The sequence below is a fragment of the Streptococcus mitis genome, from assembly GCF_965111725.1.
GTDB classification, from domain to species: Bacteria; Bacillota; Bacilli; order Lactobacillales; family Streptococcaceae; genus Streptococcus; species Streptococcus mitis_DV.
The window spans coordinates 1-14,208 of sequence record NZ_OZ217341.1; the positions used below are offsets into that span (position 1 = coordinate 1).

At 35.5% G+C, this 14,208-nt stretch carries 13 protein-coding genes; all 13 read left to right on the plus strand.

The genetic code is table 11. From position 1 onward, the window contains the following. Window positions 1–1,362, plus strand: a 1,362-nt coding sequence (dnaA, locus tag ACLV7Q_RS00005) for a chromosomal replication initiator protein DnaA (protein ID WP_411865973.1), incomplete at its 5' end; no start/stop codon positions are given. Between the two features lie 158 nt (window positions 1,363–1,520). Next, on the plus strand, window positions 1,521–2,657 hold the full coding sequence (gene dnaN, locus ACLV7Q_RS00010) for a DNA polymerase III subunit beta (protein ID WP_000581174.1): 1,137 nt from the start codon (window positions 1,521–1,523) through the stop codon (window positions 2,655–2,657). A 64-nt stretch (window positions 2,658–2,721) separates the two neighbouring features. Further along, window positions 2,722–2,916, plus strand: coding sequence for a DUF951 domain-containing protein (locus ACLV7Q_RS00015; protein WP_000285186.1), 195 nt, complete (start codon window positions 2,722–2,724; stop codon window positions 2,914–2,916). Between the two features lie 84 nt (window positions 2,917–3,000). Beyond that, window positions 3,001–4,116 (plus strand): redox-regulated ATPase YchF, encoded by a 1,116-nt coding sequence (gene ychF, locus ACLV7Q_RS00020; protein ID WP_218757896.1) that lies wholly within the window; start codon window positions 3,001–3,003, stop codon window positions 4,114–4,116. A gap of 71 nt (window positions 4,117–4,187) precedes the next feature. Then, window positions 4,188–4,757 (plus strand): aminoacyl-tRNA hydrolase, encoded by a 570-nt coding sequence (gene pth, locus ACLV7Q_RS00025; RefSeq protein WP_218757895.1) that lies wholly within the window; start codon window positions 4,188–4,190, stop codon window positions 4,755–4,757. Next, window positions 4,758–8,261 carry a transcription-repair coupling factor gene (mfd, locus tag ACLV7Q_RS00030; protein WP_218757894.1) on the plus strand — a complete coding sequence of 1,168 codons (3,504 nt, stop codon included), beginning with the start codon at window positions 4,758–4,760 and terminating at the stop codon, window positions 8,259–8,261. A 61-nt stretch (window positions 8,262–8,322) separates the two neighbouring features. After that, window positions 8,323–8,589 (plus strand): RNA-binding S4 domain-containing protein, encoded by a 267-nt coding sequence (locus ACLV7Q_RS00035; RefSeq protein WP_001234978.1) that lies wholly within the window; start codon window positions 8,323–8,325, stop codon window positions 8,587–8,589. Next, window positions 8,582–8,950: a septum formation initiator family protein gene (locus ACLV7Q_RS00040; protein ID WP_218757893.1), complete on the plus strand. Its 369-nt coding sequence runs from the start codon at window positions 8,582–8,584 to the stop codon at window positions 8,948–8,950. Before ACLV7Q_RS00035 ends, ACLV7Q_RS00040 begins: the two co-directional genes overlap by 8 nt. Window positions 8,951–8,954: 4 nt before the next feature. Then, window positions 8,955–9,077 (plus strand): SP_0009 family protein, encoded by a 123-nt coding sequence (locus ACLV7Q_RS00045; protein WP_000429334.1) that lies wholly within the window; start codon window positions 8,955–8,957, stop codon window positions 9,075–9,077. Beyond that, a complete protein-coding gene (locus ACLV7Q_RS00050; RefSeq protein ID WP_050242874.1) occupies window positions 9,070–10,338 on the plus strand; it encodes a serine hydrolase in 1,269 nt (422 codons plus the stop codon). Before ACLV7Q_RS00045 ends, ACLV7Q_RS00050 begins: the two co-directional genes overlap by 8 nt. After that, window positions 10,335–11,612, plus strand: a complete 1,278-nt coding sequence (gene tilS / locus ACLV7Q_RS00055; protein ID WP_218757892.1) for a tRNA lysidine(34) synthetase TilS — start codon at window positions 10,335–10,337, stop codon at window positions 11,610–11,612. The genes ACLV7Q_RS00050 and tilS overlap by 4 nt, the downstream gene beginning before the upstream one ends. 4 nt (window positions 11,613–11,616) lie before the next feature. Next, on the plus strand, window positions 11,617–12,159 hold the full coding sequence (gene hpt, locus ACLV7Q_RS00060) for a hypoxanthine phosphoribosyltransferase (RefSeq protein ID WP_000892176.1): 543 nt from the start codon (window positions 11,617–11,619) through the stop codon (window positions 12,157–12,159). A 15-nt stretch (window positions 12,160–12,174) separates the two neighbouring features. After that, window positions 12,175–14,133 carry an ATP-dependent zinc metalloprotease FtsH gene (gene ftsH / locus ACLV7Q_RS00065; protein ID WP_000744571.1) on the plus strand — a complete coding sequence of 653 codons (1,959 nt, stop codon included), beginning with the start codon at window positions 12,175–12,177 and terminating at the stop codon, window positions 14,131–14,133. Window positions 14,134–14,208 lie beyond the last annotated feature (75 nt).

Below are 14,208 nucleotides of genomic sequence, written 5' to 3' on the forward strand. Positions count from 1 at the left end.
TTGAAAGAAAAACAATTTTGGAATCGTATCTTAGAATTTGCGCAAGAAAGACTGACTCGATCCATGTATGATTTCTATGCTATTCAAGCTGAACTCATCAAGGTAGAAGAAAATGTTGCCACTATATTTCTACCTCGCTCTGAAATGGAAATGGTCTGGGAAAAACAACTAAAAGATATTATTGTCGTTGCTGGATTTGAAATTTATGATGCTGAAATAACTCCCAACTATATTTTCACCAAGCCTCAAGATACGACTATCTCACAAGTTGAAGAAGCTACAAATTCAACTCTTTATGACTATAGTCCAAAGTTAGCATCTATTCCTTATTCGGATACTGGATTAAAAGAGAAGTATACTTTTGATAATTTTATCCAAGGGGATGGAAATGTTTGGGCTGTATCAGCTGCTTTGGCTGTCTCTGAAGATTTGGCTCTGACCTATAACCCTCTTTTTATCTATGGAGGACCTGGGCTTGGTAAGACTCACCTGTTAAACGCTATTGGAAATGAAATTCTAAAAAATATTCCAAATGCGCGTGTTAAATATATCCCTGCTGAAAGTTTTATCAATGACTTTCTTGACCACCTGAGACTTGGGGAAATGGAAAAGTTTAAAAAGACCTACCGCAGTCTTGATCTTTTGTTAATCGATGATATCCAGTCACTTAGCGGAAAAAAAGTTGCAACTCAAGAAGAATTTTTCAATACCTTTAATGCCCTTCATGACAAGCAAAAACAGATTGTCCTAACCAGTGATCGTAGTCCAAAACATTTAGAAGGGCTCGAAGAAAGGCTTGTCACGCGCTTTAGTTGGGGATTAACCCAAACTATCACACCTCCTGACTTTGAAACACGCATTGCCATTTTACAAAGTAAAACGGAACATTTAGGCTACAATTTCCAAAGTGATACTCTAGAATACCTAGCTGGGCAATTTGATTCAAATGTTCGAGATCTTGAGGGAGCTATCAACGATATCACTTTAATTGCCCGAGTAAAAAACATCAAGGATATCACTATTGATATTGCTGCAGAAGCTATTAGAGCTCGCAAACAAGATGTTAGCCAAATGCTCGTCATCCCAATTGACAAAATCCAAAATGAAGTTGGTAACTTTTATGGTGTCAGCGTCAAAGAAATGAAGGGAAGCAGACGCCTTCAAAATATTGTGTTAGCCCGTCAAGTAGCCATGTATTTATCTAGAGAACTAACAGATAATAGTCTTCCAAAAATTGGGAAGGAATTTGGTGGAAAAGATCATACAACAGTCATTCACGCCCATGCAAAAATTAAATCTTTGATTGACGAAGACGATAATTTACGTTTAGAAATTGAATCAATCAAAAAGAAAATAAAATAACTTGTGGATAACTTTCGCTTTTTTATCTTTTTTATCCACATTTTTTAAACAAACCAAAAAACTTGATATTACTTGTTTAAAGTCTGTTTTCCACAGATTTCACAGACTCTATTATTACTATTATCCTTCTAATACTAAAAATAAATAAAGGAGAATCCATGATTCATTTTTCAATTAATAAAAATTTATTTCTACAAGCCTTAAATACTACTAAGAGAGCTATTAGTTCTAAAAATGCCATTCCTATTTTATCAACAGTAAAAATTGACGTGACCAACGAAGGTGTTACTTTAATTGGTTCAAATGGTCAAATTTCAATTGAAAATTTTATTTCTCAAAAAAATGAAGATGCTGGTTTGTTAATTACTTCTTTAGGTTCGATCCTTCTTGAAGCTTCTTTCTTTATCAATGTTGTATCTAGTCTACCTGATGTGACTCTTGATTTTAAAGAAATTGAACAAAATCAAATTGTTTTAACCAGTGGCAAATCAGAAATTACCCTAAAAGGAAAAGATAGCGAACAGTACCCACGAATCCAAGAAATTTCAGCAAGCACTCCTTTAGTTCTTGAAACTAAATTACTCAAGAAAATTATCAATGAAACAGCTTTTGCTGCAAGTACACAAGAGAGTCGTCCAATTTTGACAGGTGTTCATTTTGTATTGAGTCAACACAAGGAGCTCAAAACAGTGGCAACAGACTCTCATCGTCTAAGCCAGAAAAAATTAACGCTTGAGAAAAATAGTGATGATTTTGATGTTGTCATTCCTAGCCGTTCTCTACGCGAATTTTCAGCGGTATTTACAGATGATATCGAAACTGTAGAGATTTTCTTTGCCAATAACCAAATCCTCTTTAGAAGCGAAAATATTAGCTTCTATACTCGTTTGTTAGAAGGTAACTATCCTGATACAGATCGTTTGATTCCAACAGACTTTAACACTACAATTACTTTTGATGTGGTAAACTTACGTCAGTCAATGGAGCGTGCTCGCCTTTTATCAAGTGCGACTCAAAATGGTACTGTGAAACTTGAAATTAAAGGTGGTATTGTTAGCGCCCATGTTCACTCTCCAGAAGTTGGTAAAGTAAACGAAGAAATTGATACTGATCAGGTTACTGGTGAAGATTTGACCATTAGTTTCAATCCAACTTATTTGATTGATTCCCTCAAGGCTTTAAATAGCGAAAAGGTGACCATTAGCTTTATCTCAGCTGTTCGTCCATTTACTCTTGTGCCAGCAGATACTGACGAAGACTTCATGCAACTTATCACCCCAGTTCGTACAAATTAAGTGAAAGAGGTTGAGCCTGGCTCGCCTCTTTTATGATATAATCGAAAAAGAAAAGGAGAATAGTATGTATCAAGTTGGAAATTTTGTTGAAATGAAAAAACCACATGCTTGCACCATCAAGTCAACAGGAAAAAAAGCTAACCGTTGGGAAATTACACGTGTAGGAGCAGATATCAAAATAAAATGCAGTAATTGTGACCATGTTGTCATGATGGGGCGCTATGATTTTGATCGAAAAATGAATAAAATTATTGACTGAGAACCCTTAGTTAGAGAGTTAGCAAGTTTTTCCTTTTTGTGTTATAATATTAGGGATTGAAATGAAAACGGAGAATGAGAAAATATGGCTTTAACAGCAGGTATCGTTGGTTTGCCAAACGTTGGTAAATCAACACTATTTAATGCAATTACAAAAGCAGGAGCAGAGGCAGCAAACTACCCATTTGCGACTATTGATCCAAACGTTGGAATGGTGGAAGTTCCAGATGAACGACTACAAAAACTAACGGAAATGATCACACCTAAAAAGACAATTCCAACAACATTTGAATTTACAGATATTGCAGGGATTGTAAAAGGAGCTTCAAAAGGAGAAGGGCTAGGGAATAAATTCTTGGCCAATATCCGTGAAGTAGATGCGATTGTTCATGTAGTTCGTGCTTTTGATGATGAAAATGTGATGCGCGAGCAAGGACGTGAAGACGCCTTTGTGGATCCACTTGCCGATATTGACACCATTAACCTAGAATTGATTCTTGCAGACTTAGAATCGGTTAATAAACGCTATGCGCGTGTAGAAAAGATGGCACGCACGCAAAAGGATAAAGAATCAGTGGCAGAATTTAATGTTCTTCAAAAGATTAAACCAGTTCTTGAAGATGGAAAATCAGCTCGAACTATTGAATTTACAGATGAAGAACAAAAAGTTGTCAAAGGTCTCTTCCTTTTGACCACTAAACCAGTTCTTTATGTTGCCAATGTAGATGAGGATGTAGTTTCAGATCCAGATTCTATCGACTATGTCAAACAAATTCGCGAATTTGCAGCGACAGAAAATGCTGAAGTAGTAGTTATTTCTGCGCGTGCTGAGGAAGAAATTTCTGAGTTAGACGATGAAGACAAGCAAGAATTTCTTGAAGCACTTGGATTGACAGAATCAGGTGTTGACAAGTTGACTCGTGCAGCTTACCACTTACTTGGACTTGGAACTTACTTCACAGCTGGTGAAAAAGAAGTTCGCGCTTGGACCTTCAAACGTGGTATGAAGGCTCCTCAAGCAGCTGGTATTATCCACTCAGACTTTGAAAAAGGCTTTATCCGTGCAGTGACCATGTCATATGAGGATCTAGTAAAATACGGATCTGAAAAGGCAGTAAAAGAAGCTGGACGTTTGCGTGAAGAAGGAAAAGAATATATCGTCCAAGACGGCGATATCATGGAATTCCGCTTTAATGTCTAAAAATTTAATGAATAGTATCAATTAGGTTGGAAAAAAATTCCAACCCTTTTGGCTTTTGAAAGGACAAATAAATGACCAAATTACTTGTAGGCTTGGGAAATCCAGGAGATAAATATTTTGAAACAAAACACAATGTTGGTTTTATGTTGATTGACCAACTAGCGAAGAAACAGAATGTCACTTTTACACATGATAAGATATTTCAAGCTGATCTAGCATCCTTTTTCCTAAATGGAGAAAAAATTTATCTGGTCAAACCAACGACCTTTATGAATGAAAGTGGGAAAGCTGTTCATGCTTTATTGACTTACTATGGTTTGGATATTGAAGATTTACTCATCATTTACGATGATCTTGACATGGAAGTTGGAAAGATTCGTTTAAGAGCAAAGGGGTCCGCAGGTGGTCATAATGGTATCAAGTCTATTATTCAACATATTGGAACCCAGGCCTTTAATCGTGTTAAGATTGGAATTGGAAGACCCAAAAACGGCATGTCAGTTGTTAATCATGTTTTGAGTAAGTTTGGCAAGGATGACTATATCGGTATTTTACAGTCCATTGACAAGGTTGACGATGCTGTAAAATATTATTTACAAGAGAAAAACTTTGAGAAAACGATGCAGAGGTATAACGGATAAATGGCGACCTTATTAGATTTATTCTCAGAAAATGATCAGATCCAAAAATGGCATCAAAATTTAACAGATAAAAAAAGACAGTTAATCTTAGGTTTGTCAACTTCTACAAAAGCTTTAGCAATCGCTAGTAGTTTGAAGAAAGAAGATAAGATTGTTTTATTGACATCAACTTATGGAGAAGCAGAAGGGCTTATTAGTGATCTTATTTCTATCTTGGGTGAGGAACTTGTCTATCCATTTTTGGTAGATGACTCCCCTATGGTCGAGTTTTTGATGTCTTCGCAAGAAAAAATCATCTCACGGGTTGAAGCCTTGCGTTTTTTGAGTGATCCATCTAAGAAAGGGATCTTAGTTTGTAATATTGCAGCAAGTCGATTGTTTTTACCCTCTCCGACTGCATTTAAAGATAGTATTGTAAAAATAACAGTTGGTGAAGAATATGACCAACACGCGCTTATCCATCAGTTAAAGGAAATAGGCTATCGAAAAGCTACTCAAGTACAAACTCAGGGCGAATTTAGTCTGCGAGGAGATATTTTAGATATTTTTGAAATATCCCAGTTAGAACCTTGCCGAATTGAGTTTTTTGGTGATGAAATTGATGGTATTAGGTCATTTGAAGTAGAAACACAATTATCGAAAGAAAATCAGACAGAACTCACCATCTTTCCAGCTAGCGACATGCTTTTGAAAGAAAAGAATTATCAACGAGGACAGTCAGCTTTAGAAAAACACATTTCGAAGACCTTATCACCTATTTTGAGATCCTACCTAGAAGAAATTCTTTCAAGTTTTCATCAAAAACAAATGCATGCAGATTCTCGGAAGTTTTTATCTTTGTGCTATGATAAGACATGGACTGTCTTTGATTATATTGAAAAAGGCATACCAATATTCTTTGATGATTACCAGAAATTGATGAATCAGTATGAAGTCTTTGAAAGAGAATTAGCACAATACTTTACAGAAGAATTACAGAATAGTAAAGCATTTTCTGATATGCAGTATTTTGCTGATATTGAACAAATCTATAAAAAACAAAGTCCAGTGACCTTTTTCTCTAATCTTCAAAAAGGTTTAGGAAATCTCAAGTTTGACAAAATTTATCAATTTAATCAATATCCCATGCAGGAATTTTTCAATCAATTTTCTTTTCTAAAAGAAGAAATTGAACGATATAAAAAAATGGACTACACTATTATCTTGCAGTCTAGCAATTCAATGGGAAGTAAAACATTGGAGGATGTGTTAGAGGAATACCAGATTAAATTGGATTCTAGAGATAAGTCAAGTATCTGTAAAGAATCTGTAAACTTAATCGAGGGCAATCTCAGACATGGTTTTCATTTTGTAGATGAAAAAATTCTGGTGATTACTGAGCATGAGATTTTTCAAAAGAAATTAAAACGTCGTTTTCGAAGACAACATGTTTCGAATGCGGAGCGATTAAAAGATTATAATGAACTTGAAAAAGGGGACTACGTTGTTCACCATATTCATGGAATTGGTCAATATCTAGGAATTGAAACAATTGAAATCAAGGGGCTTCATCGAGATTATGTCAGTGTTCAATATCAAAATGGTGATCAAATTTCTATCCCAGTAGAACAGATTCATCTGCTGTCTAAATATGTTTCAAGTGATGGGAAAGCGCCAAAACTTAATAAATTAAATGATGGTCATTTTAAAAAGGCTAAGCAAAAAGTTAAGAATCAGGTAGAGGATATAGCAGACGATTTAATCAAACTTTATTCTGAGCGTAGCCAGTTGAAGGGCTTTGCTTTTTCAGCTGATGATGAGGATCAACAGACCTTTGATGATGCTTTCCCTTATGTTGAAACGGATGATCAACTTCGTAGTATTGAGGAAATCAAGAGGGATATGCAGAATTCTCAACCAATGGATCGACTTTTAGTTGGGGATGTTGGTTTTGGAAAGACTGAAGTTGCTATGCGTGCAGCCTTTAAGGCAGTCAATGATCACAAACAGGTTGTCGTTCTAGTTCCGACGACGGTTTTAGCGCAACAGCACTACACGAATTTTAAGGAACGATTCCAAAATTTTGCAGTTAATATTGATGTGTTGAGCCGATTTAGAAGTAAAAAAGAGCAGACTGAAACACTTGAAAAACTAAAGAATGGTCAAGTAGATATTTTGATTGGAACACATCGTGTTTTATCAAAAGATGTTGTATTTGCTGATTTGGGTTTGATGATTATTGATGAGGAACAACGATTTGGTGTCAAGCATAAGGAAACCTTGAAAGAGTTAAAGAAACAAGTGGATGTCCTAACATTAACAGCTACGCCAATCCCTCGTACCCTTCACATGTCTATGCTGGGAATAAGAGATTTATCTGTCATTGAAACTCCTCCAACAAATCGTTATCCTGTTCAAACCTATGTTTTAGAAAAGAATGATAGTGTCATTCGTGATGCTGTCTTGCGTGAAATGGAGCGTGGAGGTCAAGTTTACTATCTTTACAATAAAGTTGACACGATTGACCAGAAGGTTTCCGAATTACAGGAGTTGATTCCAGAGGCTTCGATTGGTTATGTTCATGGTCGCATGAGTGAAATCCAGTTGGAAAATACTCTATTAGACTTTATTGAGGGACAATACGATATTTTGGTGACGACTACCATTATTGAGACAGGGGTGGACATTCCAAATGCTAATACTTTATTTATTGAAAATGCGGACCATATGGGCTTGTCAACCTTGTATCAGTTAAGAGGAAGAGTCGGTCGTAGTAATCGTATTGCTTATGCCTATCTCATGTATCGTCCAGAAAAATCAATCAGTGAAGTTTCTGAGAAGAGATTAGAAGCCATAAAAGGATTTACAGAATTGGGCTCCGGATTTAAGATTGCTATGCGAGATCTTTCGATTCGTGGAGCAGGAAATCTTTTAGGGAAATCCCAGTCTGGTTTCATTGATTCTGTTGGTTTTGAATTGTATTCGCAGTTACTAGAGGAAGCTATTGCTAAACGACATGGTAATGGGAACACAAGAATCAAAGGGAATTCTGAGTTGATTTTACAAATTGATGCCTATCTTCCTGATACTTATATTTCTGATCAACGACATAAGATTGAAATTTACAAGAAAATTCGTCAAATTGACAACCGTGTCAATTATGAAGAGTTACAAGAAGAGCTGATGGACCGTTTTGGAGAATACCCAGATGTAGTTGCTTATCTTTTAGAGATTGGTTTAGTCAAGTCATATTTGGACAAGATCTTTGTTCAACGTGTGGAAAGAAAAGATAATAAAATTACAGTTCAATTCGAAAAAGTCACCCAACGACTGTTTTTAGCTCAAGATTATTTTAAAGCTTTATCCGCAACGAACTTAAAAGCAGCCATAGCTGAGAATGAAGGAGCAATGGAGCTTGTATTTGATGTTCAAAATAAGAAAGATTATGAAATTTTAGAAGGTCTGATAATTTTTGGAGAAAGTTTATTAGAGATAAAAGAGTCGAAGGAAGAAAATGCCATTTGATATTTTTCTTCTATAAAAAAAATAGATAAAAATGGTACAATAATAAGTTGAGGTAATAAAGATGAGATTAGACAAATATTTAAAAGTATCACGAATTATCAAGCGTCGTACAGTAGCAAAGGAAGTAGCAGATAAAGGCAGAATCAAGGTGAATGGGATCTTGGCCAAAAGTTCAACGGATTTGAAAGTTAATGACCAAGTTGAAATTCGTTTTGGAAACAAGTTGCTACTTGTAAAAGTACTAGAGATGAAAGATAGTACAAAAAAAGAAGATGCAGCAGGCATGTATGAAATTATCAGTGAAACACGGGTAGAAGAAAATGTCTAAAAATATTGTACAATTGAATAATTCTTTTATTCAAAATGAACACCAACGTCGTCGCTACCTGATGAAAGAACGACAAAAACGGAATCGTTTTATGGGGTGGGTATTGATTTTGATTATGCTATTATTTATCTTGCCAACTTTTAATTTAGCGCAGAGTTATCAGCAATTACTCCAAAGACGTCAGCAATTAGCAGACTTGCAAACTCAGTATCAAACTTTGAGTGATGAAAAGGATAAGGAGACAGCATTTGCTACAAAGTTGAAAGACGAGGATTATGTTGCCAAATATACACGAGCGAAGTACTATTATTCTAAGTCGAGGGAAATAGTTTATACGATTCCTGACTTGCTTCAAAGGTGATAAAATGGAAAATTTATTAGACGTAATTGAGCAATTTTTGAGTCTATCGGATGAAAAGCTGGAAGAGTTGGCTGATAAAAATCAATTATTGCGTTTACAAGAAGAAAAGGAAAGGAAGAATGCGTAAATTCTTAATTATTTTGTTGCTACCGAGTTTTTTGACCATTTCAAAAGTCGTTAGCACAGAAAAAGAAGTAGTCTATACTTCGAAAGAAATTTATTACCTTTCACAATCTGACTTTGGTATTTATTTTAGAGAAAAATTAAGTTCTCCCACGGTTTATGGAGAGATCCCTGTCTATGCGAATGAAGATTTAGTAGTGGAATCTGGAAAATTGACTCCCAAAACAAGTTTTCAAATAACTGAGTGGCGCTTAAATAAACAAGGGATTCCGGTATTTAAGCTATCAAATCATCAATTTATAGCTGCGGACAAACGATTTTTATATGATCAGTCAGAGGTGACTCCAACAATCAAAAAAGTATGGTTAGAATCTGATTTTAAACTGTACAATAGTCCTTATGATTTAAAAGAAGTGAAATCATCCTTATCAGCTTATTCACAAGTATCAATTGACAAGATAATGTTTGTAGAAGGAAGAGAATTTCTACATATTGATCAGGCTGGATGGGTAGATAAGGAATCAACTTCTGAAGAAGATAATCGGATGAGTAAAGTTCAAGAAATGTTATCGGAAAAATACCAGAAAGATTCTTTCTCTATTTATGTTAAGCAACTGACTACTGGAAAAGAAGCTGGTATCAATCAAGATGAAAAGATGTATGCAGCTAGTGTTTTGAAACTCCCTTATCTCTATTATGCGCAAGAAAAAATAAATGAGGGTCTTTATCAGTTAGACACGACTGTAAAATATGTATCTGCAGTCAATGATTTTCCAGGTTCTTATAAACCAGAGGGAAGTGGTAGTCTTCCTAAAAAAGAGGATAATAAAGAGTATTCTCTCAAGGACTTAATCACAAAAGTATCTAAAGAATCGGATAATGTAGCTCATAATTTATTGGGATATTACATTTCAAATCAATCTGATGCCACATTCAAGTCTAGGATGTCTGCTATTATGGGAGATGATTGGGATCCAAAAGAAAAATTGATTTCTTCTAAAATGGCTGGGAAAGTCATGGAAGCTATTTATAACCAAAATGGATTTGTATTGGATTCTTTGACTAAAACAGATTTTGATAATCAGAGAATTGCCAAAGGTGTTTCTGTTAAAGTAGCTCATAAAATTGGAGATGCGGATGAATTTAAGCATGATACGGGTGTTGTCTATGCAGATTCTCCATTTATTCTTTCTATTTTCACTAAGAATTCTGATTATGATACAATTTCTCAGATAGCCAAGGATGTTTATGAGGTTCTAAAATGAGGGAACAAGATTTTTTAAATCATTTTCTCAAGAAGGGATATTTCAAAAAGCATACTAAAGTGGTGCTAGCTCTTTCTGGTGGGTTAGATTCTATGTTTCTATTTAAGGTATTATCTACTTATCAAAAAGAGTTAGAAATTGAACTGATTTTAGCACATGTGAATCATAAGCAGAGAGTAGAATCAGATTGGGAAGAAAAGGAATTAAGGAAGTTAGCTGTTGAAGCTAGACTTCCTATTTATGTCAGCAATTTTTCAGGAGAATTTTCAGAAGCGCGTGCACGAAATTTTCGTTATGATTTTTTTCAAGAGGTCATGAAAAAGACAGGTGCGACAGCTTTAGTCACTGCCCACCATGCGGATGATCAGGTGGAAACGATTTTGATGCGTTTGATTCGAGGCACTCGTTTGCGCTATCTATCAGGAATTAAGGAGAAGCAAGTAGTCGGAGAGATAGAAATCATTCGTCCCTTCTTGCATTTTCCGAAAACAGACTTTCCAACAATTTCTCACTTTGAAGATATATCAAATCAGGAAAATCATTATTTTCGCAATCGTATTCGAAATTCTTATTTACCAGAATTAGAAAAAGAAAATCCTCGGTTTAGAGATGCAATCTTAAGTATCGGAAATGAAATTTTAGATTATGACTTAGCTATAGCTGAATTATCTAACAATATTGATGTGGAAAATTTACAGCAGTTATTTTCTTATTCTGAGTCAACACAAAGAGTTTTACTCCAAACTTATCTGAATTGTTTTCCAGATTTGAATCTTACAAAAGCTCAGTTTGATGAAGTTCGACAGATTTTAAAAACTAAAAGCCAGTATCGTCATCCACTTAAAAATGGCTATGAATTGATAAAAGAGTACCAACAGTTTCAGATTTGTAAAATCAGTCCGCAGGCTGATGAAAAGGAAGATGAATTTGTGTTACACTATCAAAATCAGGTATCTTATCAAGGATATTCATTTTCCTTTGGAATTCCATTAGAAGGTGAATTAATTCAGCAGGTACCTGTTTCACGGGAAACATCTATACACATTCGTCATCGAAAACCAGGAGATTTTTTGATTCAAAATGGGCATAGAAAAAAACTCAGACGTCTATTTATTGATTTGAAAATCCCTATGGAAAAGCGAAAATCAGCTCTGATTATTGAGCAATTTGGTGAAATTGTCTCAATTTTGGGAATTGCGACCAGTAATTTGAGTAAAAACACGAAAAATGATATAATGAACACTGTACTTTATATAGAAAAAATAGATAGGTAAAAAAATGTTAGAAAACGATATTAAAAAAATCCTAGTTTCACACGATGAAATTACAGAAGCGGCTAAAAAATTAGGTGCTCAATTAACCAAGGACTATGCAGGAAAAAATCCAATTTTAGTTGGGATTTTAAAAGGATCTATTCCTTTTATGGCTGAATTGGTTAAACATATTGATACACATATTGAAATGGACTTCATGATGGTTTCTAGCTACCATGGTGGAACAGCAAGTAGTGGTGTCATCAATATCAAGCAAGATGTAACTCAAGATATTAAAGGAAGACATGTTCTATTTGTAGAAGATATCATTGATACAGGTCAAACTTTGAAGAATTTGCGAGATATGTTTATTGCAAGAGAAGCAGCTTCTGTTAACATTGCAACCTTGTTGGATAAACCAGAAGGACGTGTTGTAGAAATTGAGGCAGACTATACCTGCTTTACTATCCCAAATGAGTTTGTAGTAGGTTATGGTTTAGACTACAAAGAAAATTATCGTAATCTTCCTTATGTTGGAGTATTGAAAGAAGAAGTGTATTCAAATTAGAAAGAACAATTTTTAATGAAAAAACAAAATAATGGTTTAATTAAAAATCCTTTTCTATGGTTATTACTTATTTTTCTCCTAGTTACAGGTTATCAGTATTTTAGTACAGGTAGTGTTGCAGGGAAAAGTGAGCAAATTAATTATACAGAATTGGTAAAAGAAATTACCGATGACAATGTAAAAGAATTGACTTACCAACCAAATGGTAGTGTTATCGAGGTTTCGGGTGTCTATAAAAATCCTAAAACAAGTAAAGAAGAAACAGGCATTCAGTTCTTTTCTCCATCTGCTACAACAGTAGAGAAATTTTCAAGTATTATTCTTCCTTCAGATACTACGGTATCAGAATTGCAAAAGCTTGCTTCTGACCATAAGGCGGCAGTAACTATTAAGCATGAAAGTTCAAGTGGTATGTGGATTAATATTCTTGTATCCATTGTGCCATTCGGTATTCTATTCTTCTTCCTATTCTCTATGATGGGAAATATGGGAGGAAATAATAGCCGTAACCCGATGAGTTTTGGACGTAGTAAGGCTAAAGCTGCAAATAAAGAAGATATTAAAGTAAGATTTTCAGATGTTGCTGGAGCTGAGGAAGAAAAACAAGAACTAGTTGAAGTTGTTGAATTTTTAAAAGATCCAAAACGATTTACAAAACTTGGAGCCCGTATTCCAGCAGGTGTTCTTTTGGAGGGACCTCCGGGAACAGGTAAAACTTTGCTTGCTAAAGCAGTCGCCGGAGAAGCAGGTGTTCCATTCTTTAGTATCTCAGGTTCTGACTTTGTAGAAATGTTTGTCGGAGTTGGAGCTAGTCGTGTTCGTTCTCTTTTTGAAGATGCCAAAAAAGCAGCACCAGCTATTATCTTTATCGATGAAATTGATGCTGTTGGACGTCAACGTGGAGTTGGTCTCGGCGGAGGTAATGACGAACGTGAACAAACCTTGAACCAACTTTTGATTGAGATGGATGGTTTTGAGGGAAATGAAGGGATTATTGTCATCGCTGCGACAAACCGTTCAGATGTACTTGACCCTGCCCTTTTGCGTCCAGGACGTTTTGATAGAAAAGTATTGGTTGGCCGTCCTGATGTTAAAGGTCGCGAAGCAATCTTGAAAGTTCATGCTAAGAACAAGCCTTTAGCAGAAGATGTTGATTTGAAATTAGTGGCTCAACAAACTCCAGGTTTTGTTGGTGCTGATTTAGAGAATGTATTGAATGAAGCAGCTCTAGTTGCTGCTCGTCGCAATAAATCGATAATTGATGCCTCAGATATTGATGAAGCAGAAGATAGAGTTATTGCTGGACCTTCTAAGAAAGATAAGACTGTTTCACAAAAAGAACGTGAATTGGTTGCCTACCATGAGGCTGGACATACCATTGTTGGTTTAGTCTTGTCGAATGCCCGTGTTGTTCATAAGGTTACAATTGTACCACGTGGCCGTGCAGGTGGATACATGATTGCACTTCCTAAGGAAGACCAAATGCTTCTATCTAAAGAAGATATGAAAGAACAATTGGCTGGCTTAATGGGTGGACGTGTAGCTGAAGAAATTATCTTTAATGTCCAAACTACAGGAGCTTCAAACGACTTTGAACAAGCGACACAAATGGCGCGTGCAATGGTTACAGAGTACGGTATGAGTGAAAAACTTGGTCCGGTACAATATGAGGGTAATCATGCCATGTTTGGTGCACAAAGCCCTCAAAAATCAATTTCAGAACAAACAGCTTATGAAATTGACGAAGAAGTTCGTTCATTATTAAATGAAGCACGAAATAAAGCCGCTGAAATTATTCAGTCAAATCGTGAAACTCACAAGTTGATTGCAGAAGCATTATTGAAATACGAAACATTGGATAGCACACAAATTAAATCTCTTTACGAAACAGGAAAGATGCCTGAAACAGTAGAAGAGGAATCACATGCACTATCCTATGATGAAGTAAAGTCAAAAATGAATGACGAGAAATAACCCTGAGAGAGGCCCGTCCTCTCTTTTTTGTGCAGTTGAGACGGTGTAGAGAACAGAATGGATGAAATGTGCCAA

Excerpts from the sequence above, each read along its gene's own strand:
- dnaN (WP_000581174.1), top strand. The coding sequence starts at position 1,521 with ATGATTCATTTTTCAATTAATAAAAATTTATTTCTACAAGCCTTAAAT.
- ACLV7Q_RS00015 (WP_000285186.1), top strand. The coding sequence starts at position 2,722 with ATGTATCAAGTTGGAAATTTTGTTGAAATGAAAAAACCACATGCTTGC.
- ychF (WP_218757896.1), top strand. The coding sequence starts at position 3,001 with ATGGCTTTAACAGCAGGTATCGTTGGTTTGCCAAACGTTGGTAAATCA.
- pth (WP_218757895.1), top strand. The coding sequence starts at position 4,188 with ATGACCAAATTACTTGTAGGCTTGGGAAATCCAGGAGATAAATATTTT.
- mfd (WP_218757894.1), top strand. The coding sequence starts at position 4,758 with ATGGCGACCTTATTAGATTTATTCTCAGAAAATGATCAGATCCAAAAA.
- ACLV7Q_RS00035 (WP_001234978.1), top strand. The coding sequence starts at position 8,323 with ATGAGATTAGACAAATATTTAAAAGTATCACGAATTATCAAGCGTCGT.
- ACLV7Q_RS00040 (WP_218757893.1), top strand. The coding sequence starts at position 8,582 with ATGTCTAAAAATATTGTACAATTGAATAATTCTTTTATTCAAAATGAA.
- ACLV7Q_RS00045 (WP_000429334.1), top strand. The coding sequence starts at position 8,955 with ATGGAAAATTTATTAGACGTAATTGAGCAATTTTTGAGTCTATCGGAT.
- ACLV7Q_RS00050 (WP_050242874.1), top strand. The coding sequence starts at position 9,070 with ATGCGTAAATTCTTAATTATTTTGTTGCTACCGAGTTTTTTGACCATT.
- tilS (WP_218757892.1), top strand. The coding sequence starts at position 10,335 with ATGAGGGAACAAGATTTTTTAAATCATTTTCTCAAGAAGGGATATTTC.
- hpt (WP_000892176.1), top strand. The coding sequence starts at position 11,617 with ATGTTAGAAAACGATATTAAAAAAATCCTAGTTTCACACGATGAAATT.
- ftsH (WP_000744571.1), top strand. The coding sequence starts at position 12,175 with ATGAAAAAACAAAATAATGGTTTAATTAAAAATCCTTTTCTATGGTTA.